The organism is Nostoc sp. CCY 9925 (genome assembly GCF_963920935.1).
Lineage (GTDB): Bacteria > Cyanobacteriota > Cyanobacteriia > Cyanobacteriales > Nostocaceae > Nostoc.
Genome location: NZ_CAWUDO010000001.1, coordinates 130646 through 149481 on the forward strand (window position 1 = coordinate 130646; position 18836 = coordinate 149481).

22 protein-coding genes and 1 pseudogene are annotated in these 18836 nt (G+C 42.4%); 10 read left to right on the forward strand and 13 right to left on the reverse strand.

Going from position 1 to position 18836, the window contains the following annotated elements:
• Nucleotides 1–104: 104 nt before the first annotated feature.
• The 3 genes from ACM0OY_RS00485 (at nucleotide 105) to ACM0OY_RS00495 (ending at nucleotide 2209) form a co-directional block, all read left to right on the forward strand.
• A complete protein-coding gene (locus ACM0OY_RS00485; RefSeq protein WP_414566942.1) occupies nucleotides 105–566 on the forward strand; it encodes a DUF4079 domain-containing protein in 462 nt (153 codons plus the stop codon).
• Between the two features lie 231 nt (nucleotides 567–797).
• The gene (locus ACM0OY_RS00490) at nucleotides 798–1364 is read left to right on the forward strand and encodes a hypothetical protein (RefSeq protein WP_414566943.1); all 567 of its coding nucleotides are present in this window, start codon (nucleotides 798–800) and stop codon (nucleotides 1362–1364) included.
• Nucleotides 1365–1372: 8 nt separating this feature from the next.
• Nucleotides 1373–2209, forward strand: a complete 837-nt coding sequence (locus tag ACM0OY_RS00495; protein ID WP_414566944.1) for an ATP-binding cassette domain-containing protein — start codon at nucleotides 1373–1375, stop codon at nucleotides 2207–2209.
• Between the two features lie 208 nt (nucleotides 2210–2417).
• Here the strand turns inward: ACM0OY_RS00495 and ACM0OY_RS00500 are convergent, their stop codons facing one another.
• A complete protein-coding gene (locus tag ACM0OY_RS00500) occupies nucleotides 2418–3188 on the reverse strand; it encodes a response regulator transcription factor (RefSeq protein WP_073641170.1) in 771 nt (256 codons plus the stop codon).
• Nucleotides 3189–3768: 580 nt separating this feature from the next.
• On the opposite strand from ACM0OY_RS00500, the gene ACM0OY_RS00505 reads away from it, so the two are divergent.
• Nucleotides 3769–4017: a DUF6761 family protein gene (locus ACM0OY_RS00505; protein ID WP_414566945.1), complete on the forward strand. Its 249-nt coding sequence runs from the start codon at nucleotides 3769–3771 to the stop codon at nucleotides 4015–4017.
• A gap of 294 nt (nucleotides 4018–4311) precedes the next feature.
• Here ACM0OY_RS00505 and grxD read toward each other — a convergent pair whose 3' ends face one another.
• The 6 genes from grxD to cysS form a co-directional block, all read right to left on the reverse strand.
• A complete protein-coding gene (gene grxD / locus ACM0OY_RS00510) occupies nucleotides 4312–4635 on the reverse strand; it encodes a Grx4 family monothiol glutaredoxin (RefSeq protein WP_414566946.1) in 324 nt (107 codons plus the stop codon).
• A gap of 151 nt (nucleotides 4636–4786) precedes the next feature.
• Nucleotides 4787–5044: a BolA family protein gene (locus ACM0OY_RS00515; protein ID WP_414566947.1), complete on the reverse strand. Its 258-nt coding sequence runs from the start codon at nucleotides 5042–5044 to the stop codon at nucleotides 4787–4789.
• A gap of 182 nt (nucleotides 5045–5226) precedes the next feature.
• Nucleotides 5227–6573 carry a TldD/PmbA family protein gene (locus ACM0OY_RS00520; protein WP_414566948.1) on the reverse strand — a complete coding sequence of 449 codons (1347 nt, stop codon included), beginning with the start codon at nucleotides 6571–6573 and terminating at the stop codon, nucleotides 5227–5229.
• A gap of 134 nt (nucleotides 6574–6707) precedes the next feature.
• A complete protein-coding gene (locus ACM0OY_RS00525) occupies nucleotides 6708–8147 on the reverse strand; it encodes a TldD/PmbA family protein (protein ID WP_414566949.1) in 1440 nt (479 codons plus the stop codon).
• A 37-nt stretch (nucleotides 8148–8184) separates the two neighbouring features.
• Entirely contained in the window at nucleotides 8185–8550 is a 366-nt protein-coding gene (locus ACM0OY_RS00530; RefSeq protein ID WP_414566950.1) for a four helix bundle protein, read from the reverse strand.
• A gap of 10 nt (nucleotides 8551–8560) precedes the next feature.
• On the reverse strand, nucleotides 8561–10036 hold the full coding sequence (gene cysS / locus ACM0OY_RS00535; protein WP_414566951.1) for a cysteine--tRNA ligase: 1476 nt from the start codon (nucleotides 10034–10036) through the stop codon (nucleotides 8561–8563).
• A 339-nt stretch (nucleotides 10037–10375) separates the two neighbouring features.
• Here cysS and ACM0OY_RS00540 point away from each other — a divergent pair, with 339 nt between their 5' ends.
• From ACM0OY_RS00540 to ACM0OY_RS00565, 6 genes are all read left to right on the forward strand, one after another.
• On the forward strand, nucleotides 10376–11491 hold the full coding sequence (locus ACM0OY_RS00540; protein ID WP_414566952.1) for a CobW family GTP-binding protein: 1116 nt from the start codon (nucleotides 10376–10378) through the stop codon (nucleotides 11489–11491).
• A gap of 326 nt (nucleotides 11492–11817) precedes the next feature.
• Nucleotides 11818–12270, forward strand: a complete 453-nt coding sequence (gene dtd, locus ACM0OY_RS00545) for a D-aminoacyl-tRNA deacylase (protein ID WP_414566953.1) — start codon at nucleotides 11818–11820, stop codon at nucleotides 12268–12270.
• A 107-nt stretch (nucleotides 12271–12377) separates the two neighbouring features.
• Entirely contained in the window at nucleotides 12378–12716 is a 339-nt protein-coding gene (gene psb28 / locus ACM0OY_RS00550; RefSeq protein ID WP_414566954.1) for a photosystem II reaction center protein Psb28, read from the forward strand.
• Between the two features lie 150 nt (nucleotides 12717–12866).
• Nucleotides 12867–13370, forward strand: a complete 504-nt coding sequence (locus tag ACM0OY_RS00555; protein WP_414566955.1) for a MogA/MoaB family molybdenum cofactor biosynthesis protein — start codon at nucleotides 12867–12869, stop codon at nucleotides 13368–13370.
• Between the two features lie 51 nt (nucleotides 13371–13421).
• The gene (locus ACM0OY_RS00560) at nucleotides 13422–13904 is read left to right on the forward strand and encodes a hypothetical protein (RefSeq protein WP_414566956.1); all 483 of its coding nucleotides are present in this window, start codon (nucleotides 13422–13424) and stop codon (nucleotides 13902–13904) included.
• 3 nt (nucleotides 13905–13907) lie between these two features.
• Entirely contained in the window at nucleotides 13908–16151 is a 2244-nt protein-coding gene (locus tag ACM0OY_RS00565; protein WP_414566957.1) for a tetratricopeptide repeat protein, read from the forward strand.
• Nucleotides 16152–16567: 416 nt separating this feature from the next.
• Here ACM0OY_RS00565 and ACM0OY_RS00570 read toward each other — a convergent pair.
• The 6 genes and pseudogenes from ACM0OY_RS00570 to ACM0OY_RS00595 form a co-directional block, all read right to left on the reverse strand.
• Nucleotides 16568–16957 (reverse strand): annotated as a pseudogene (locus ACM0OY_RS00570) (PIN domain-containing protein).
• Nucleotides 16944–17189 (reverse strand): AbrB/MazE/SpoVT family DNA-binding domain-containing protein, encoded by a 246-nt coding sequence (locus ACM0OY_RS00575; RefSeq protein ID WP_229550828.1) that lies wholly within the window; start codon nucleotides 17187–17189, stop codon nucleotides 16944–16946. Before ACM0OY_RS00575 ends, ACM0OY_RS00570 begins: the two are co-directional and overlap by 14 nt.
• Before the next feature lie 178 nt (nucleotides 17190–17367).
• Nucleotides 17368–17727 (reverse strand): hypothetical protein, encoded by a 360-nt coding sequence (locus ACM0OY_RS00580; protein ID WP_414566958.1) that lies wholly within the window; start codon nucleotides 17725–17727, stop codon nucleotides 17368–17370.
• On the reverse strand, nucleotides 17727–18056 hold the full coding sequence (locus tag ACM0OY_RS00585) for a DUF433 domain-containing protein (RefSeq protein ID WP_414566959.1): 330 nt from the start codon (nucleotides 18054–18056) through the stop codon (nucleotides 17727–17729). The genes ACM0OY_RS00580 and ACM0OY_RS00585 overlap by 1 nt, the downstream gene beginning before the upstream one ends.
• Nucleotides 18057–18106: 50 nt before the next feature.
• Complete coding sequence (locus ACM0OY_RS00590; RefSeq protein ID WP_414566960.1) at nucleotides 18107–18409, reverse strand: DUF5615 family PIN-like protein; 303 nt, start codon at nucleotides 18407–18409, stop codon at nucleotides 18107–18109.
• The gene (locus tag ACM0OY_RS00595) at nucleotides 18402–18785 is read right to left on the reverse strand and encodes a DUF433 domain-containing protein (RefSeq protein ID WP_414566961.1); all 384 of its coding nucleotides are present in this window, start codon (nucleotides 18783–18785) and stop codon (nucleotides 18402–18404) included. The genes ACM0OY_RS00590 and ACM0OY_RS00595 overlap by 8 nt, the downstream gene beginning before the upstream one ends.
• Nucleotides 18786–18836: the final 51 nt, after the last annotated feature.

Consider the following 18836-nt stretch of genomic DNA (forward strand, 5'->3'; position numbering starts at 1 on the left):
AAGGGGGGGAAAGATTTCTTCCCTATCCTCCCACACCTCCCACCCCTCCCACACTTCCTGCTTGCCCCATGCCCTATGCCCCCCTCTCATTTACAATCATTGTTATGAATCTGCCTTCATTTTTTTGGTTGTGGAAAATCGCCGCCTGGTCGATGGGGTTGTCCCTGCTGGCATACCTGATGTTAGCAGTCACCGGCGTTTGGATGTTTCGGGCAAGAACTTCGCAGCAGTTTCCCTTTATTCCGTTATTCATGGGCGGAAATAGGGGAGTGCGATCGCTGCACTATCTAATGGGCATTAGCATGGTAAGTTTAGTGCTACTATTGCTGGCGATCGGCATTGTTGGCACTTTGGGTCACTTTGGTTCTCTAGGACACTCGTCACATTTGCCGGCGGGATTGATTGTAGTAGCCTTGGTTTTACTGTCTGCTTTCAGTGCAACCCAAATTAATGCCAGACGACCTTGGGCTAGACCTTTACATATCGGCGTCAATATTATTTTATTTCTAGGATTTGCCTGGGTATCCATTACTGGCTGGAGTGTCGTCCAAAAGTATTTACCTTAGAGGATGTTTGAAAAGTATTGGGGGAATAGAATTCGCTACTACACAAAGCTTAGTCCACAAAGGTGGACTAACACAAAATCAATGTTTTCAAACCCACGTAGGTGGGTTTCGTCTGTGTAGCCGCGATTTACAATCGCCCGGTTAGTAATAATTTAGATTTTTCAAACAACCTCTTAGACGAGGTAAGACGAAAAGCTATTCTACAATGAAGAAAAGCATTGTAATTGAGCCGTGACAGCAAATTCAGCCAATACTTCAGCTTCTATTTTTCACCTCTCTCCTTTGATTCGGATAACGCTACTGAGTCTATACATAGCACTCACAGTTCCATTACCCTTCTTATCGCAGGTAACAGCCGCACCAGTACCCCCAGCATTATTGTGGCTAGGGATTAGCATCGGTTTAGTTGCTCTGTACGCGGTGTTGACAGAACAAGTAATAGTAGATGAACAAGGCATTCAGGTTACTTACCCCCGTTGGGTGCCCCGCTTTTTTCGTAAAGGCTGGTTTTTAACTTGGTCAGAAGTCAAAGAGTTAAAACCTCGCAGTACTGGCCAAGGAGGTCTAGTTTATTATTTCCTCAGCCAAGATGGAAAAGCTTATTTACTACCAATGCGTGTAGCTGGATTTGCCCGTTTAGTGCAGATTGTCCAAGCAAAGACGAAGATTGACACTACAGATGTTCGTCCTTTAGCACAACCGTGGATGTATGCGATTTTACTAGGTTTCACACTGTTGTTACTGTTGGTCGATGCCTGGGCGATCGCTACAGCCTTAACTACCAGACAATTAACATAAAATTGGGAATGGGACATTGGATATTTCTCACCATCTCCCCATTCCCCTTGAATACAGCAAAAGCCACACTCAGGCTAGAACAAGTTAATCTGTTTACAAAGCTGAAAACCCAACTTTCAGGGAATCAGCAGGGATATCCCATATTGCAGGATATCTCCTTTGAGGTATTCCAAGGCGATGGCCTCGCCAACGCCTGCGGCGAACGCATTGGCATTGTAGGTCCAGTGGGTGCTGGTAAAACTTCGTTACTACGCCTCCTCAACCGCCTTATTGAACCCACTAGCGGCAAAATCTATCTAGAAAATCAAGAGTATCGCCAAATTCCCGTCATCCAGCTACGTCAGATGATGACACTTGTATTGCAAGAACCAAAGCTGTTAGGGATGACAGTTGGGCAAGCTTTAGCTTATCCTTTAGTTTTGCGTGGTTTGTCTAAACAAATAATTCAGGAACGAGTCAGTTACTGGACAGAACAACTTCACATTCCCAATGAATGGTTAGGTCGAACAGAGTTGCAACTTTCTGCGGGACAACGACAATTAGTAGCGATCGCACGTGCTTTACTCATCCAACCTAAAATTTTATTATTAGACGAGCCAACCTCTGACCTAGATGCTGGTACAGCTTCCCATCTAATACAAGTCTTAATTCAGTTGAGTCAAACTCATCAAACTACAATTTTGATGGTAAATCACCAACTGGACTTAGCTCAGATGTTTTGTACTCGATTATTGCACCTACAGCAAGGTCATTTATCGGTAAATCAAAGAGTTTCTGAAATAAACTGGGATGAATTACGAAAAACCTTGATTAAAGCGCAATCTCAAGACGATTTTGAATGTTAGATTTTGGGCATTGAGAGGTATGGGAGGAGGGAGGAGCATAAATTCTCTTTCTCCCCACACTTCCCAGTCCCCAGCAATGCACTGACTTGTACTGAGCGACCTGTCCTGAGCGGCTTGTGCTGAGCAGAGCCGTTGGCGCAGCCTCTCGTAGAGAAGGAAGTCGAAGTAGCTTGTCGAAGTGTCCTCAGTCCCCAGTCCCCACTCTTGATCACACTTGACTACTACTAAGTGTTGAACGTTGATTACTAAATCTCTCTCTAGTTAACTTTGTTTGTGACTGTGGAATATTAGTATTCAAAATTTCCATGTTAAAACGGTATCCCACATTGCGGATAGTTTGAATCAAGCTAGGTTGTCGGGGATCGAGTTCAACCTTTTTTCGCAGCGACAAAACGTGAGTATCAATGGTACGAGGGTTATCGATGGCATCAGGCCAAGCACGACGCAGCAATTCCGACCTACTTAGAGGCACTCCCCCAGCTTGTGCTAAAACGTATAGTAAACTGAATTCCTGAGGCGTTAAGTCAATGAACTCTCCCTGGAAGCGAACGCGGCGCTGAACTAAATCGATTTGCAAAGTACCATAATCCAAATATGCTGGTGCAGTCGGTGTGCGCTTACGGCGAATCAGTGCCTCTACCCGTGCCAAAAACTCTTGCATCCCAAAAGGTTTGCTCAAGTAATCATCTGCACCCGCCTTTAAACCTGCAACAATATCAGCTTCACTATTGCGGGCAGATAGCATTAAGATTAAAGGCTGTTGCTGACGATGCAACCAACGACAAAATTCAATGCCGTCACCGTCAGGAAGATCTGCATCTAAAACCACAAGTGTTGGTTGATGGCTTAAAAATACTTCCCTTGCTTGATAAATACTGGCAGCTTGATGCACCCGGTATTCCAGTTGTTGCAAGTGCCAACCTAGCAACGACCTTAGATGGGGATTCCCTTCAATGATTTCTATACAAACCGAACCCACGGTGGCAAGACCCCTTAGCGTCGATGACTTTCAAAGTAACAAGCCCATGTCTAAGGTTTTGTAGCCTTTGTTACTTCAACTGCTATTAGCTTTACATTTCCTCATAAAAAAAGTGCCAATATCTTTAATTTGTCCTTTCCAAGAGGGGATTAGAAATATTCTTAAATTTTTGTTAAACTTATAAAAAGAGTTATCGAACTTATCAAAAGTTCTTCTAGCTTAAATATTCTGTTTCTTGATGGCTATGATATCCAACAACCATAAACTAAGCAGCTAATTGTTAAGAAAATAGCTTTCCACTCTGATGGAAAAGTGATTCTTGATGAAGAGATTAGTGCTTACATCCATGAATATAACACTAATAAAATCGCCTTGCTGCGAGACAAAATCATAAAAATACCTTAGCAGATAAGTAAAATAGGTGTTTTCTGGAATACGATTGAAGTAGTTTGTAGCTACTAGGAGAGTGCTAACCGAAGGACATATGTTTACTTTTAATTGATCCCAAAGTGAAATTACACTTCACATTTGAGCGTGAATCATTTACAATTCTCATTCCAAAGACATTAATACAGCAGTTATGCTCCAAGACACACAAACTATCCGCTATTACCAAAGACTCACTGACGCCTTCGTCGAGTTATGGAATCGCGGTTATCGTATGGATGATATGCGGATGTATTTGGATGGATATCTAGCCGCACTGCGACATGGTAACACCATTGAACCCTTTCTGATTCATCGTTTAGAAGAGGAAGCCAGCCGCTACTTGTACGATGCATCGAATTTTGCAGTGCCGCAACCAGAGCCACAGCCCGATTACTACTAATACCATTTGCTTGGTCATTGATAGTAACCGTAAATCAACGCAGATAATTATAGCACATTATTTGTATTGGTCAACGGGTTGTCGTGGTGTGAGATTTTGGAGATATTGTGTTGATAAAATTTATCCCCTCAGCCTTGTATTGGTCTTGCCAATATGACTGAGGGGATTTTTGGCTTTGGGGACTGGGAAGTGTGGGGAGAAAGATAATTTATGTTTTTCCCTTCTCCCACACCTCGCACACCTCTCAATGCCCAATTCCCAGTCTTGGGCATACGGTTTGCTGTGAACAGAGAGTTACGAAGCGATTGCTACTTCTACCTTTTGCTGCAATTCACCTTGTTGGTAGAGTTCAATCATAATGTCGGAACCGCCAACGAATTCACCATCGATATACACTTGGGGAAATGTCTGCCAGTTAGAGTATTCTTTAATTCCCTGACGGATTTCATCGTCTGCTAGAACGTTAATCGCCTCGTAAGGAACTGCTAAACTGTTCAGAATTTGGACAACATTGTTAGAGAAACCACATTGGGGCATTAATTTAGTTCCCTTAATGAAAACCAAAATCTTGTTGTCTTGTACCAATTTATCAATTTTCTCTTTGAGTTCTGGTGTCATGGTATTTATGTTTCCTATGTTGTATTGAACAATCAGCAATTAGGAGTAAAAAGTAAAAAATTTATCACTCCTAACACCTGTACATGCGCGATTAATCGCCTTGTAGAAACGCAATTAATCGCGTCTCTACTCATAACTCCTGACTTTATATTTACGAAGCTGATTTTGCTTGCCAAGCCTCAGGAGTATATGTTTTTAGAGACAAAGCGTGAATCGCTTGAGTTGATATAGCTTGTTGCAACGCACCATAAATTAATTGGTGTTGTTGCACTAGTCCTTTACCTGCAAAGTGCGATGAAACGACTGTGACCTGATAGTGGTCATTACCACCAGTCAAGTCTTGCACCTGAATTTGGGCGTCTGGCAGTTCCGCCTTGATCATTGCCTCAACCTGCTGCGGACTAATCATCGCAATTCCTGAAAAAACCTACTTCTCTATTATTAGCAGATATAGAGTGAATGCCTATGCCAACTTTAGGTTTTGGCAAGGCTGAGATGGGGAGTGGGGAGTGGGGAGTGGGGAATGGGAGAAATTATTTGTAGTTACCAACACCTAATCCCTTGTTCTATTGATTGCGAAATCTCACCTGATTACAGAGTGTAGGTAAAATCTTGGACTAACATACCGGGAACTAAACTACCTCCGAGTTGACGACTTTCGTATGTTCCGACTTCGGGAATAAATTCTTGAAAAGTGGTCAAATCTATGAGGTTTTCTCCCCAAAAGCGATAGAGACTTTCGTCAAAACGCAAGTTTTCAATGGGGGCGATAATTTCTCCATTTTCCACCCAAAAACAAGCATAACGGGTCATACCTGTGATTCTACCAGTTTGGCGATCGCTCCAATTCAAGTAATGCAAATTTGATACATATAATCCTGTATCTAAACTTGGAAGAATTTGCTCAAATACTAAATTACCTGAACTCACTTCTGGCGAGCGTAATGTCTCTGAAGCATTCGCACCATTAGCAATTTTCCCATATTCCTTAGCAGTACGAGAATTCACCAGAGTATTTACCAAGTATCCTTTTTCGATGACAGGGAACTCCAGTGCTGCTATTTCTCCCAATTCATTAAATCGTGGTACTAATCCCCTTTGAAAGTTTTCTTTTAACCTGAATTTTGGAGAAAGTTGTTTTTCTTGACGCCTTAGGGCAGCTAAAGAACTGTTTCCTTGTTGGATATCAGCTTCGCTTACAGATCCCCAAGAAAGCATCATTAATAAATCTGCAAGAGCAGCAGGGGCAAAATAAGTTTTGTATTGTCCTCGTTGTAATTCTTTGGCTGGACGGGAAAGTAGTTCTAGTTGCTTTTTAGCTTCGTTGATTTTGGCTATATATGCAGCTTTATCCCAATCACTACCTGCAAATGTACCTTTAACTGCTTGCCCAGATGTAATAAATAGAGAATAATCTAAGGTAAAAGTATCAGTAGCAAACCAGTGTTTTTGTCCGCTAGAATCACCATAACCTTTAACTACAAATCCCCCAGCATATATCCCAGTAAAATCTAGTTCGGAAACTAGTTCTAAGATAGTTGCTACTACTGCTTCTTCTGGCAATAAATTTCCAGAATGTATTTCTCTACTAGTATTATTTCCTGATGGTAAAACTAAATAGGGGTCGATGGGTAATAGAATCAGTTCATCTCGTAGTTCTTGCAAAGCAGTATAGCCAAGTTCCCAGTCTCTCTCCCAATTTCCAGTAAAGGGAAATAGCCGAAAACTACTGCGCCTATCTTTCATCAAAGTTAGTTCGAGCCAACCATCAGTAACACAACCAGTTTGTCGGACTTTTGCATGATTGAAACGAGTAAATTGACTACGCTCGCTGCTGAGTTTTACAGTAAATTCTTCATCTTCTACTTTTTTAATAAGTAGAGTTTCAATCAATTGATTAAAGCTGACTTCTAAAGTAGATAATTCTTCAATTTTCATGGATATTAACTATTAATAAGGAATAGGGAGGTGGGGAGAATAACTCTTAACTCTTGTAGAGACGCGATTAATCGCGTCTCTACTGCTAACTCCTCACCAGAGGCGGAGCGTCTCCGGCTCCGCTCAGCAATCTTTCAAGTTCCTCCACCAAAAACTTCGACATTAGCAAATACACAAACTGGTGAACCGTGTCCTACCCAAATAGCTTGATTTGGTTCCCCTTTGCCACAATATGGAGTACCGTACATTTGCCAGTTGTTCGCATTTCCTACTTTAATTAAGCTATGCCAAAACTCTGGTGTTGTAGCGCGATAGTTGGGATTACGGAGGGTTTTGGTAAATCTCCCGTTTTCTATTAATTTGGCGTATTCGCAACCAAATTGGAATTTATATCGTTGATCGTCAATTGACCAAGAGCGATTAGATTCCATGTAAACGCCATGTTCTATGCCCGCAATCATGTCTTCAAAACTAGCGTTTAAAGGCTCTAAATTCAAGTTTGCCATGCGATCAATCGCTGGCCGATTCCATGAGGAAGCACGGGCACAAGCTACCCCTGGTACACCTGCTCTAGCTTGACTCTCTAGGCTACCCAAACCCCGTTGGAGTACACCTTCTTTGATTAAATACTCTCGTGTTGCTACAGCACCCGTATCATCAAAGCCATAGCTGGCAAATTCACCAGGCACGGTGGGATCAAAGGTAATATTCATCAATGGCGAACCATATACCAGTTTGCCAAAATCACTTTTGTTTACAAAACTGCCCCCTGCATAGTTACGTTCATCTCCCAAAATTCGGTCAATTTCTAGGGGATGCCCGACACTTTCATGGATTTGCAGCATCATTTGGTCTGAGGCTAAAACTAAATTAGTACGGGTGTTTGGGCATTCTTCTGCTGTTAAAAGTTCTATTGCTTGTTCGCCGATTTGCCGTATTCGATGCCATAAATTCTCTTGTTTTAAAAGTTCTAGCCCGCCTTGGTAACAGTTTGCTTGAGCGCCGTTGTGGCTGCGTTGCTGTATAATTGCCCCATCTTGGGCTGTGGCTCCGTAATGAGTGCCTATGGATAGAAATTTTTGATATACTTCTGAGCCATTGCTGCTGACAAACCAGGACTCCTTCTCGGTTGTGCTGACGCCAGCGATGGTTTGCACAATTTTGTCGTCAACTTTTAGGGTTTGGCAAATGCGAACCAGTAAATTGTTGATTTCTCCAGGACTTAAAGCGTCCAATGGCTCAAGAAATGGAGATTTATATTCACCAACGACTTTAGGACGTTCACTTTCACGGAAGGGATGTATCCACCATTCACTGGCTGCTAGTGCCTGTTTATAGGCTGTTTGGGCAGCCTCTTGTAGGGATGGCAGTTCTAGAGAGTTAGTAGCTGCATAACCCAAACAGCCATTGACCAAAACTTCCAGCATGGCTCCTACGGTGAAGGATTTGCCGTTGGCTTGGGGTAGGCCGTCACGGACTAAACGATTAGTGGAAGTTTCCTTGACGGCTCTGATACCAATCCAATCAGCGGGAATATCAAAACTAGCGATCGCTTTTTTGAGTTCAGACCACATAATACAATTCAAAATTCAAAATTCAAAATTAATGAAGTTATTGTTGACGATTTTGTTTGGTTTTGACGACTATGGCGGCAATTATGTTGATTAACTCGTTAATTTCCCCCAGCATTGGCAGTAGACGGTCTTCGGAAATTAACTCAGTTGCAATTAGAAGTCTTAGCCAGTATTTGGTTTCTCTAGCTTCTTTTAGAGAAATTTCTAGCTTGTGAATAAAATCGGCTGTACTCTGTGCCGATTGCGATTCTTCAACGTTTGCTCCAATAGACGTACCAGATTTCAGTAACTGTTGCGAGAGTGTTCGCCCTACTCCAGAACTTTCATTGAGTACCTTACAAAGGTTAATGATCCGAACAGAAAATTCAAATGTTCTATCAGTGATTTGTTTGTGGTTGCTCATCATTTTGAATTTAATTATTCCGATGCCAACGTGTGCCCTCACGGCTATCAATTAGCGTAATACCTTGTGCTTGCAGTTCCTTACGAATGCGATCGCTTTCAGCAAAATTCTTGGCTTGACGTGCTGCTTGTCTTTGCTGAATTTTCGCCTCAATTTCCGCATCGCTTAAACCTTCTGTTACAGAAGTTTCTACTTCTGGCTTGGCTTCTAAACCCAACACTCCAGCTAATGTAAGGAGTGTTTGCCATTGACGTTGCAACTCCAAAGCTGGTGTTTGGGTTTTTCCTTGATGCACAAGAATATTTCCTTCTCGGTGCAATTCTTTCGCCAATTCAAACAGCACTGTTAAGCCACCAGGAAAATTAAAGTCATCATTAACAAGTTCTTGGAAACGCTCAATATAGGGATTGGGTACTGGGGATTGGGTACTGGGTATTGGGATATTTCCAGCTCCTAAGTTCCAGCCGAGTTTTTGCCCGTGTTGGTAGCCGAAAAGTAAACCTGCTTTGAGGGTGTGCCAAGCGTTTGTCTTATCTGCGATCGCTTCGTCGGTAAAATCGATGGGTGTGCGATATTGGGCTGTCAGCACTAACAACCGTACTGCCATCGGGTCAACTCCCCGATCCAGCAATTCTCGAATGGTGATAAAGTTGCCCAAAGATTTGGACATTTTTTCACCATCTACTTTCACCATACCGTTATGTAACCAGTAACGCGCTAGGGGTTTTCCTGTAACAGCCTCGGATTGGGCAATTTCGTTTTCATGGTGGGGAAAAATTAAGTCGGCACCACCAGCGTGAATGTCTATGGTATCGCCCAAGCGATCGCGCACCATTGCTGAGCATTCAATGTGCCACCCCGGACGCCCTGCACCCCACGGTGACTTCCAAGCTGGTTCTCCCGGTTTTGCTGCTTTCCACAAGGCAAAATCAAAAGGGTCTTTCTTTTTCTGATATTCTGGATCTTCGACGTTGACGCGATCGCTGGCTCCAGCTTGCATATCTTCTAACCTGCGTCCCGAAAGTTTGCCATACTCAGAAAACTGTCGCACTGCATAATACACATCCCCGTCAGCGGGGTAAGCAAAGCCTTTATTCTCTAGATCGTGAATTAACCGCAAAATTCCATTCATTGTGTGAGTAGCACGGGGATATTCATCAGCTTCTTTGATTCCCAACCGTGCCATATCCTCAAAATATGCTTTGATAAAGCGATCGGCTACAGCTTCCATTGATGAATGCTCAACACAGGCTCGATTGAGAATTTTGTCATCAATGTCAGTAAAATTTTGAATATAACGTACTTCATAGCCGATAAACTGGAGGTATCGACGTACTACGTCCCAAACGATGCAAGCTCTCGCATGACCCAAATGGCAATAATCATATACCGTCACGCCGCAGTAATACATCTTAACCTTGCCTGGTTCCACTGTTTCAAACGGTTCTTGACGACGGGTGAGGGTATTGTAAAGGGTTAGGGTCATAATCAATTCAAAATTCAAAATTCAAAATTCAAAATGGAAAACCTTGTATTGGCAAGCATTCTGACTGCTGACTGTATGCAAATCAAAGGTCGAACACCTCAAGGGGTGTAATGCTCAATAGGGAGATACGCAATAATAAAGTAAAGCAGATGGGATGACGATCCAGCATCCCTATGCTAGTACGTAACGGCGGAAATCAACATACTATTCGACAAAATCTCCAAAGCCTAAAAATCAAAGGTTTTTGAATTTTGAATTTTGAATTCCGCGTAGCGGCGCTAGTGTTTTCTGGACTATCTGCGCTACATTACTATTTTTGATTTTTTTGATAACAGCGCTATGCAATCAGCAGCTATTTCTGAATCTCAGGCAATGGATACACCTAAACAAGGAATGCCAGTAACAATTATTACGGGTTTCCTTGGTAGTGGCAAAACGACTTTACTTAATCATATCCTCAACAACCAACAGGGTTTAAAGACCGCTGTTTTAGTGAATGAGTTTGGGGAAATTGGCATCGACAATGAGCTAATCGTTTCCACTGGTGAGAACATGGTGGAACTAAATAATGGTTGTATCTGCTGCACTATTAATAATGATTTAGTAGATGCAGTTTACAAAGTTTTAGAACGCCAAGAAAATCTAGATTACTTAGTAGTAGAAACAACTGGTCTAGCAGATCCGCTACCAGTAGCCCTAACATTTTTGGGTACAGAATTGCGGGATTTAACTCGCTTAGATTCGATTATCACCGTTGTAGATGCGGCGAATTACAGTCTAGATTTGTTTAATTCTCAGGCAGCATACAGCCAGATTGCCTATGGCGATGTGATTGTTTTAAACAAAACAGATTTGGTTGATGAAGCAACTTTGAATGAGTTAGAGACGAAAATTAACGAAGTTAAGGAAGGCGCAAGAATTCTGCGTACTACGCGATCGCAAGTGCCACTTCCGTTAATTCTCAGTGTCGGTCTGTTTGAGTCCGATAAATATTTTGACACAGTGGTGGATGAACACGCCCATCACGATCATCACCATCATGACCACGACGACGACCATGACCACTCAACATGCGGTCATGACCATCACGACCATGACCACGAACACCACCATGACCATCACTCCGATCATTTAGAAAATGATGGCTTTACTTCCATATCTTTCCAAAGTGACAAGCCTTTTTCTATTAGGAAGTTTCAGTATTTCTTAGATAACCAACTAACCTCAAATATCTTTCGAGCCAAGGGGATTATGTGGTTTGATGAAAGTCCGAAGCGTCATATTTTCCACCTCTGCGGTAAACGCTTCACATTGGATGATGATGATTGGCAAGGTCAACCTAAAAATCAACTAGTACTGATTGGTCAAAATTTGGATCGTGAAACTTTAATCACTCAAATAGAAAACTGCATTTGCTTACCTTCTAGCAGTCGCGGTAAAGGGTTTGGTAAATAAAAGTACAGACGCGATTAACCCCTGTCTGTACAAGAGGATTAATCGCATCTGTAGAAGAATTAGGAGTTAAAATTGTGTACTTCTTCCCAGGTTTTGCCTGGGAATCTATTTTTATAAAACAAAGCTAGGTTCAAAACCTTGCCCCTTATGGCACAAAAAAATCCTGATCTTACTAGGTAGGTAGAAACCCCAATGCCACTTCCTATATGTCAGGAAACCCGTCCACCGCAGTGGTTCCCCCTCGTGGGTGGCTGTATTGAATTTTGAATTTTGTTAGCGCAGCTAAGCCGTGTCCGCGAGCGTCATTTTGAATTTTGAATTGATTTATGCGTGTTCTTATCCAGCGAGTTAAATCATCTCAAGTTATCGTTAACGGCGAAATCATTGGCAAAATTGGGCGGGGACTTAACTTACTTATAGGCATTGCCAATACCGATACCGATGCTGAACTCGATTGGATGGTGCGTAAGTGCTTAGAATTGCGTCTGTTTCCTGATGAAGAAGGGGATGAACGCTGGCAAAAATCTGTACAAGAAATTGGCGGTGAGTTGTTGGTAGTTAGTCAGTTTACCCTTTACGGTGATTGTCGCAAAGGTCGTCGCCCTTCTTTTGACCGTTCAGCTGCTCCTCAATCAGCAGAAGATTTATATAATCGTTTTGTTACCAAGTTAAGAGCCAGTGGTTTGCAGGTAGAAACTGGTCAATTCGGTGCAATGATGCAAGTGACAATTGAAAATGATGGCCCAGTAACTTTGTTACTTGAAAAAGAAGCAGTATAAGTATATAGATTAATAAAAATATTAATCACAGTCGCCTCTAGACCGTGAAGTTCTAATTGATGAGAGAATATTAAACTAACGATCGCAAAAGTTTAAATTCATTTATCATGGCGAAAATACAGTTTGCTAGAGGTGTTAACGAAGAAGTAGTTCCAGACGTGCGCGTGACACGAGGGCGTAGTGGTGAAAGTGGTACGGCAACATTTATTTTTGAAAATCCCAAGATTTTAGACCAAGGCAGCACCGACGACATCACTGGCATGTACCTGATTGACGAAGAAGGCGAAATCATCACCCGCGAAGTTAAAGCTAAATTTGTCAACGGAAAACCGGAAGGATTAGAAGCTGTTTACATTATGAAATCCCCCGAAGAATGGGATCGCTTCATGCGCTTTATGCAGCGATATGGCGATGAAAACGGTCTTGGACTTAATAAAAACGAATAGGGCATAGGGCATGGGGCAAGCAGGAAGTGTGGGAGGGGTGGGAGGTGTGGGAGGATAGGGAAGAAATCTTTCCCCCCTTTTTCCCCACACTTCCCATCTCCTCATCTCCCTATTCCCCACTCCCCACTATTAAAAATTAATAACTTTTTCATGACACAACAACCCCATCCAGACTCATCTGGAATTACGCTAACTTGTGCCGTGGTTACTGTTAGCGATACACGCACGCCCGAAACAGACAAAAGTGGTCAGCTAATTCAGCAGTTACTCATGGCTGCCAATCATGCTGTAGGAGCCTATGCGATTATTAAAGATGAGCCAACACAAATTCAAGAGCAGATAGAAAATCTGGGTAAAACTGCAAATTTGGATGCTGTAATTTTTAATGGTGGTACAGGTATTGCACCGAGAGATACTACCTATGACGCAATTGAGCAGTTACTAGAGAAAACCTTGCCGGGATTTGGTGAGTTATTTCGTTTTTTAAGTTATCAAGAAATTGGCTCGCGGGCGATCGCTTCTCGCGCCGTTGCTGGTATTTATCAAAATAAATTAATCTTCTCGCTTCCTGGTTCGAGTAATGCTGTGCGGTTGGGTATGGAAAAACTGATTTTACCTGAACTAGCTCATTTAGTAAGTCAAATGCGGAAATAGAGTTTAGACTGGTGAATATTTAAGTATAATCGCGTAATTATTGGTAAAGCTATGGAGCCTGTATCACTGACAGCAGCAGCGATGTCTACGACGGGCTACGCCTACGCAACTCTCATTTTCTCAGAAGCTTTGAAGGAAGGCGGAAAAACTTTAGGTCAAGGGATTTCACAACAATTTGCTCAACTACTAAAGGCCATTCGGCAGAAATTCCAAGCGGCGGGAACAGAAGGAATACTCAAACGAGCCGAAGAAAATCCTACAGACAAGAATCAAGCCAAGTTCCAGAATGAACTGGAAACGCAGATGGAAGAAGACGAAGCTTTTGCCAAGCAATTGCAAGCACTGATGGCGCAGTTGCAAGCAAACGAAACTGTTAAACAAATCGTGCTTAAAGGTGTAACGGTAAAAGGTAAAGCAACAGTGGGTGATATCAACCTGGAAGCTGCAAGAGAAGGTGCAGTAAATCAAGAAGCAGTAGTTGATTCTGAATTTGGAGACGATCTCAACCTGGGTAATGTGAATATTAAGGCTTAAAACATGAGCGAACATCGCAGCCCAGAAGAAATTCTCCAAAGCATTCTGCAGAATGTACAAGTAGGCAGTAATTTGACCACAGGCGATATTACCCAAATCCTAAATTTACTTGTCATTATTCAACAGCCAGAGGTTTTTAAGCCGAAAGAAACTCCACAAAATATTCCTCGTGGTAACGTAGTCAAGTTTGTTGGACGTGCTGATGCTTTAGTCAGTCTCCACGAAAGGCTGCAACACAGTCATCCAGTAGTGGTTGCTGCTGTTGAGGGTATGGGAGGAGTCGGGAAAACAGAGTTAGCCACTCAGTATGCGCTAATTCACTTGTTACTCAACACTTATCCAGGTGGTATCTGTTGGTTAGGCGCTAGAGATGAAGATATTGGGCTTCAGATATTGCAATTTGCCATAGCTAAGTTAGGACTCAAACCGCCAGAAGATTGGGATGTACTAAAGCAAGTTGATTTTTGTTGGTCGCGCTGGCACGCTGGCGATGTGTTGGTAGTGCTGGATGATGTCAACGATTATGCCAAGGTAGAAAACTATTTACCACCACAATCCCCCAGGTTTAAACTGCTAATTACCACCAGGTTACAGCTAGATTTTCCTCAGTCATTCACTCTGGATGTTTTAAGTGAGTCCGCAGCACTGGAACTTTTACAAGAGTGGGTAGGAGGAGAAAAAGTCGCACAGGAATTAGTCGAAGCGAAAGAGATTTGTCAACGTTTAGGTTATTTGCCTTTGGCGTTGAACTTGGTGGGGAGGTATGTGAAAAAGCGGAAAATCTCTTTAGCAGAAATGTTGCGGCGGTTAGAAGAAAAAAAGTTAGCTCATGAGTCTTTAGCAAGGGATGAGAAAGACCGCACTTGGACGCTGAATGTCAAACGAGGTGTTGCTGCTGCTTTTGAATTAAGTTGGGACGATTTAAGTGATGATGCCAAGGAGTTAGGTGTTTTACTGAGTTTATTTGCTTTAGCTCCTATTCCCTGGACGCTGGTAGAAAGTGTAGAAACTGGGAAAAATGTTGAAAAGTTGGAAGATAGCAGAGTTGAGTTAGAGAGTTTGTATCTGCTTCAAGATAAGGACGGCTACCAACTACATCAACTGATTCGGGAGTTTTTTCAACTCAAGCAGGCTGAGTTTAATCAACTAGAGGAATTAAAGCGATCGCTTTGTCGGGTAATGGTAGCAATTGCTAAAAATATTCCTCAAAACCCCACACTTAAGCAAATTAAAGATGTCACCCCCGCTATACCTCACCTAGCAGAAGTAGCGAACAATCTCATTCAGTATGTCAGCGATGATGATTTGTCTCAGCCATTCGTTGGTAACGCTCTATTTTACAGTTCTCAAGGATTGTATACTCAGGCTGAACCCTGGTTGCAGGAGTGTCTAAAAACTAACAAAAAACGTTTGGGAGAAGAACATCCTCATATTGCACTTAACCTCAACAACCTTGGTAATCTCTACGACTCACAAGCAAGATACAGCGAAGCCGAACCTTTGTACATCCAAGCCTTGACACTGTGGTGCAAACTGCTGGGAGAAGAACATCCTCATATTGCACTTAGCCTCAACAACCTCGCAGCACTCTACAAATCCCAAGGTAGATACAGCGAAGCCGAACCTTTGTACATCCAAGCCTTGGCACTGTGGCGCAAACTGCTGGGAGAAGAACATCCCGATGTCGCCTCTAGCCTCAACAACCTCGCAGCACTCTACGAATCCCAAGGCAGATACAGCGAAGCCGAACCCTTGTACATCCAAGCCTTGACACTGTGGCGGAAACTGCTGGGAGAAGAACATCCCAATGTCGCACAAAGCCTCAACAACCTAGCAGTATTCTATTACTCCCAAGGCAAATACAGCGAAGCCGAACCTTTGCACATCCAAGCTTTGGCACTGAGGCGCAAACTCCTGGGAGAAGAACATCCCCATGTTGCAGAAAGCCTCAACAACCTTGCAGAACTCTACAAATCCCAAGGCAAATACAGCGAAGCCGAACCTTTGCACATCCAAGCTTTGGCACTGTGGCGCAAGCTGCTGGGTGAAGAACATCCAAATGTCGCACTTAGCCTCAACAACCTTGCAGTATTCTACTACTCCCAAGGCAGATACAGCCAAGCCGAACCGCTTTTAATCCAAGCTTTAGATATTTTGGAGCGAGGGTTAGGCGCAAATCATCCTCATAATATGACTGTGCGTAAAAATTTAGCAAATTTGCGCGACTCTTTCAACTCACAACAGTAATTTTGAGTCCCAGATCATTATTTTATCTCGTGCAAAGGCGCAAAGTTGCAAAGGAAGACGCAAAAGTGTTGTTTTAAATGAGAATGTTCTTGTTTCAAGTGAGAGTGTTCTTGTTCTGAACTCGGAGTTTTGTGTTCTGAACTCGATGTTTCATGTTCCAAGCTCGAAGTTTCGTGTTCGCAGGTAGAATGATGGTGTTGTGAAGGCGATCGCTCGACTTTTTTACTCGAAGTTTCGTGTTTGTAGGTGGAATGATGGTGTTGTCAAGGCGATTGCTCGACTTTTTTACTCGAAGTTTCGTGTTTGCAGGTGGAATGATGGTGTTGTGAAGGCGATCGCTCTAACTTTTGACTCGAAGTTTTGTGTTCGCAGGTAAAATGATGGTGTTGTGAGGGCGATGCCTTACAAAAAAAGCATTACTCAAACACATCAAACCCCTTCTCACTTTGCAATTTTCTATCAAAAGTTGCTGTCGAACTACACTGAAATTGTTGAGCGATTCCACCAATTAAATAATCAGAAAAATCAGCCTTTCCTTGTTAAAATCGCTGCAATGCTTGATAAACTACAGAGCGATTTTCAAACTCAAACGTCGAACATTGCAACATCAAATTTATAGCATTGCTAATTTCTCCTCTACTAAATTGATAAGGCTTCCCTCGTAAAACCCAAACCAATTCACAAAGAACTATATTTGCAATAAAACATTGCTCTCCGCTTTCGATAATTTCAGAAGCTTGTTTCCACTGCTTTTCATCATCCTTTGTCAAATAGCGCACTAGAATATTAGTATCAACTCCAATCACTTGAGCCTTCTTGAATTGCTGTTTCCATTTCTGTTAAAGTTGCACTCTTCATCCCCGGACTATGTAAAATGCCGGATAAACTTTGAACAGGGACATTAAGCGGAATCAATTTGACTGTCCCATTTTCATCAATCACAAAATCAACCTTACTACCTGCATTAAGATTAAGATAATCTCTAATTTCCTTAGGAATAGTTACTTGTCCTGTAGTGGTGATGGTGGTGCTAACCATTACACACATTCCTCATATAGACTTTTTCTTGGCATTATGATAGCAAAAATCAGCGATCGCTCGACTTTTTTACCCGAAGTTTTGTGTTCTGAGGTGGAACGATGGTGTTGTAAAGGCGTAGGCGTAGCCCGCCCTTAGACATCGCTCCACTTTCAAGTGTAAATCTACAGGCGATCGCTTAAAAAGGAATCCATTCCAACCGATCTATCCATTCTTCCGCCTCAGTAGTCTCCCAAACCAGCAACAGTTCTTGTGCTAATTGTCCTATTGGTATTCTAGGACGCAACCAGAATAAGCCCCAAATATGTCCACCTTCTGCCCAATGTGCTTCTAAATGAGCCGGCATACTAGCGCGATTATCTGTCACTAACAGCCGTTGAGATAATTGCAGATAACCCAACACGTCAGGGTCTAAAGTTCCCAATGGTGGTGCATTACTTTCACCCACACGCAAAATATCTATCGTCGGGTTAAGACGAAGAACAGCTACTTTCAAACGGGGCGACAAATTTTCATCAAGCAAAAAACGAACCTTCACTAAGCACTTACCTGACCTTCATTTCTTTGAGCTTTTAAGATTCTGAGGCGCTGTACCAAAGGAGAAGGATTTGCAACCGATTCTTGGTAACGTTCCTCACGCCATGTTGCTAGGCGTGATAGATAAGCTTCGATATCAGCACGATTATGAAGATAGTAAGTAATAGTAGCGTGAATTTGCTCTAAACTCAAACTAGGTAGATTAGCAGCAATTTCTTCCGGCGTATATCCTTCTAAGTAATAATCAAGTACATTGTCGATGCCGATGCGGTGTCCTTTCAAGCGAATATCATCGGCTGATAAAAAGTCAAAATAATCTTCTAGTTGCATTGGCCTACTCCGAGTTATGAAAGGGGTGTCTAACGACAAGCCGCAAGCGTCTACGCTTCTAATAGGTTATCTAATGCTGCAATCAAATCTGAAAGTGACCAACTATTCTGAGCAGCAAGGATAATACCGCCATGTTCAGGATGCTGTTGCGATAGAACAATAAAATCTCTGATATTGAAAGTAAAGATACATCTGCCCTGAGCAGTTGAGCGTAATAATTGAATTTCATCACTAGCATCCAACGGCATCGAGTCATTTGGAGTACGAGTCACATCATAGCCTTTAGACACCAATTCTGAATGCAGCGATTTACTTGAGGTATCTGCATCCAGATGAAGCTTAAGTTTAACCATTAGTCATTTCTAAGGATTGCTCAGAAGCGATCGCCGCGTCAATCTGCTCCTTATTTACTGCATAAAAACTTAGAGCTTCTCTTACCTGTGCTTCGGTAAGTTCATACTCATTAGTAATTTGGCTTGGACTCATACCCCATTTTTGGGAAGCGATCGCCACAGTCTGTATCCTAATTCCCGTTCCCTTAATAATTGGCACAAGTTGTCCATTTGTCCCCTGACGATAAGCAATTTGTGGAAAAGATGCTTTGAGGGTACTTACTTTTTCTGTTACAGCCCAGAGAATAAATTGGTCAAAGGTTACGCCCTGACTTTGGGCTAATTGTTCAACTTCATGCTTCAATTGGTCAGGTAGATTTAGAGCATATACTGTCATTTTCATTCTCTAGTTTTTGGCTCTAGAAAGATCGTAGTGTAAATCTAGATA

Excerpts from the sequence above, each read along its gene's own strand:
- ACM0OY_RS00520 (WP_414566948.1), bottom strand. The coding sequence starts at position 6,573 with ATGAAAATTGAAGAATTATCTACTTTAGAAGTCAGCTTTAATCAATTG.
- ACM0OY_RS00505 (WP_414566945.1), top strand. The coding sequence starts at position 3,769 with ATGCTCCAAGACACACAAACTATCCGCTATTACCAAAGACTCACTGAC.
- cysS (WP_414566951.1), bottom strand. The coding sequence starts at position 10,036 with ATGACCCTAACCCTTTACAATACCCTCACCCGTCGTCAAGAACCGTTT.
- ACM0OY_RS00485 (WP_414566942.1), top strand. The coding sequence starts at position 105 with ATGAATCTGCCTTCATTTTTTTGGTTGTGGAAAATCGCCGCCTGGTCG.
- ACM0OY_RS00560 (WP_414566956.1), top strand. The coding sequence starts at position 13,422 with ATGGAGCCTGTATCACTGACAGCAGCAGCGATGTCTACGACGGGCTAC.
- ACM0OY_RS00555 (WP_414566955.1), top strand. The coding sequence starts at position 12,867 with ATGACACAACAACCCCATCCAGACTCATCTGGAATTACGCTAACTTGT.
- ACM0OY_RS00525 (WP_414566949.1), bottom strand. The coding sequence starts at position 8,147 with ATGTGGTCTGAACTCAAAAAAGCGATCGCTAGTTTTGATATTCCCGCT.
- psb28 (WP_414566954.1), top strand. The coding sequence starts at position 12,378 with ATGGCGAAAATACAGTTTGCTAGAGGTGTTAACGAAGAAGTAGTTCCA.
- ACM0OY_RS00495 (WP_414566944.1), top strand. The coding sequence starts at position 1,373 with ATGGGACATTGGATATTTCTCACCATCTCCCCATTCCCCTTGAATACA.
- ACM0OY_RS00540 (WP_414566952.1), top strand. The coding sequence starts at position 10,376 with ATGCAATCAGCAGCTATTTCTGAATCTCAGGCAATGGATACACCTAAA.
- ACM0OY_RS00515 (WP_414566947.1), bottom strand. The coding sequence starts at position 5,044 with ATGATTAGTCCGCAGCAGGTTGAGGCAATGATCAAGGCGGAACTGCCA.
- ACM0OY_RS00575 (WP_229550828.1), bottom strand. The coding sequence starts at position 17,189 with ATGGTTAGCACCACCATCACCACTACAGGACAAGTAACTATTCCTAAG.
- dtd (WP_414566953.1), top strand. The coding sequence starts at position 11,818 with ATGCGTGTTCTTATCCAGCGAGTTAAATCATCTCAAGTTATCGTTAAC.
- ACM0OY_RS00565 (WP_414566957.1), top strand. The coding sequence starts at position 13,908 with ATGAGCGAACATCGCAGCCCAGAAGAAATTCTCCAAAGCATTCTGCAG.
- ACM0OY_RS00595 (WP_414566961.1), bottom strand. The coding sequence starts at position 18,785 with ATGACAGTATATGCTCTAAATCTACCTGACCAATTGAAGCATGAAGTT.
- ACM0OY_RS00530 (WP_414566950.1), bottom strand. The coding sequence starts at position 8,550 with ATGAGCAACCACAAACAAATCACTGATAGAACATTTGAATTTTCTGTT.
- grxD (WP_414566946.1), bottom strand. The coding sequence starts at position 4,635 with ATGACACCAGAACTCAAAGAGAAAATTGATAAATTGGTACAAGACAAC.
- ACM0OY_RS00585 (WP_414566959.1), bottom strand. The coding sequence starts at position 18,056 with ATGCAACTAGAAGATTATTTTGACTTTTTATCAGCCGATGATATTCGC.
- ACM0OY_RS00590 (WP_414566960.1), bottom strand. The coding sequence starts at position 18,409 with ATGGTTAAACTTAAGCTTCATCTGGATGCAGATACCTCAAGTAAATCG.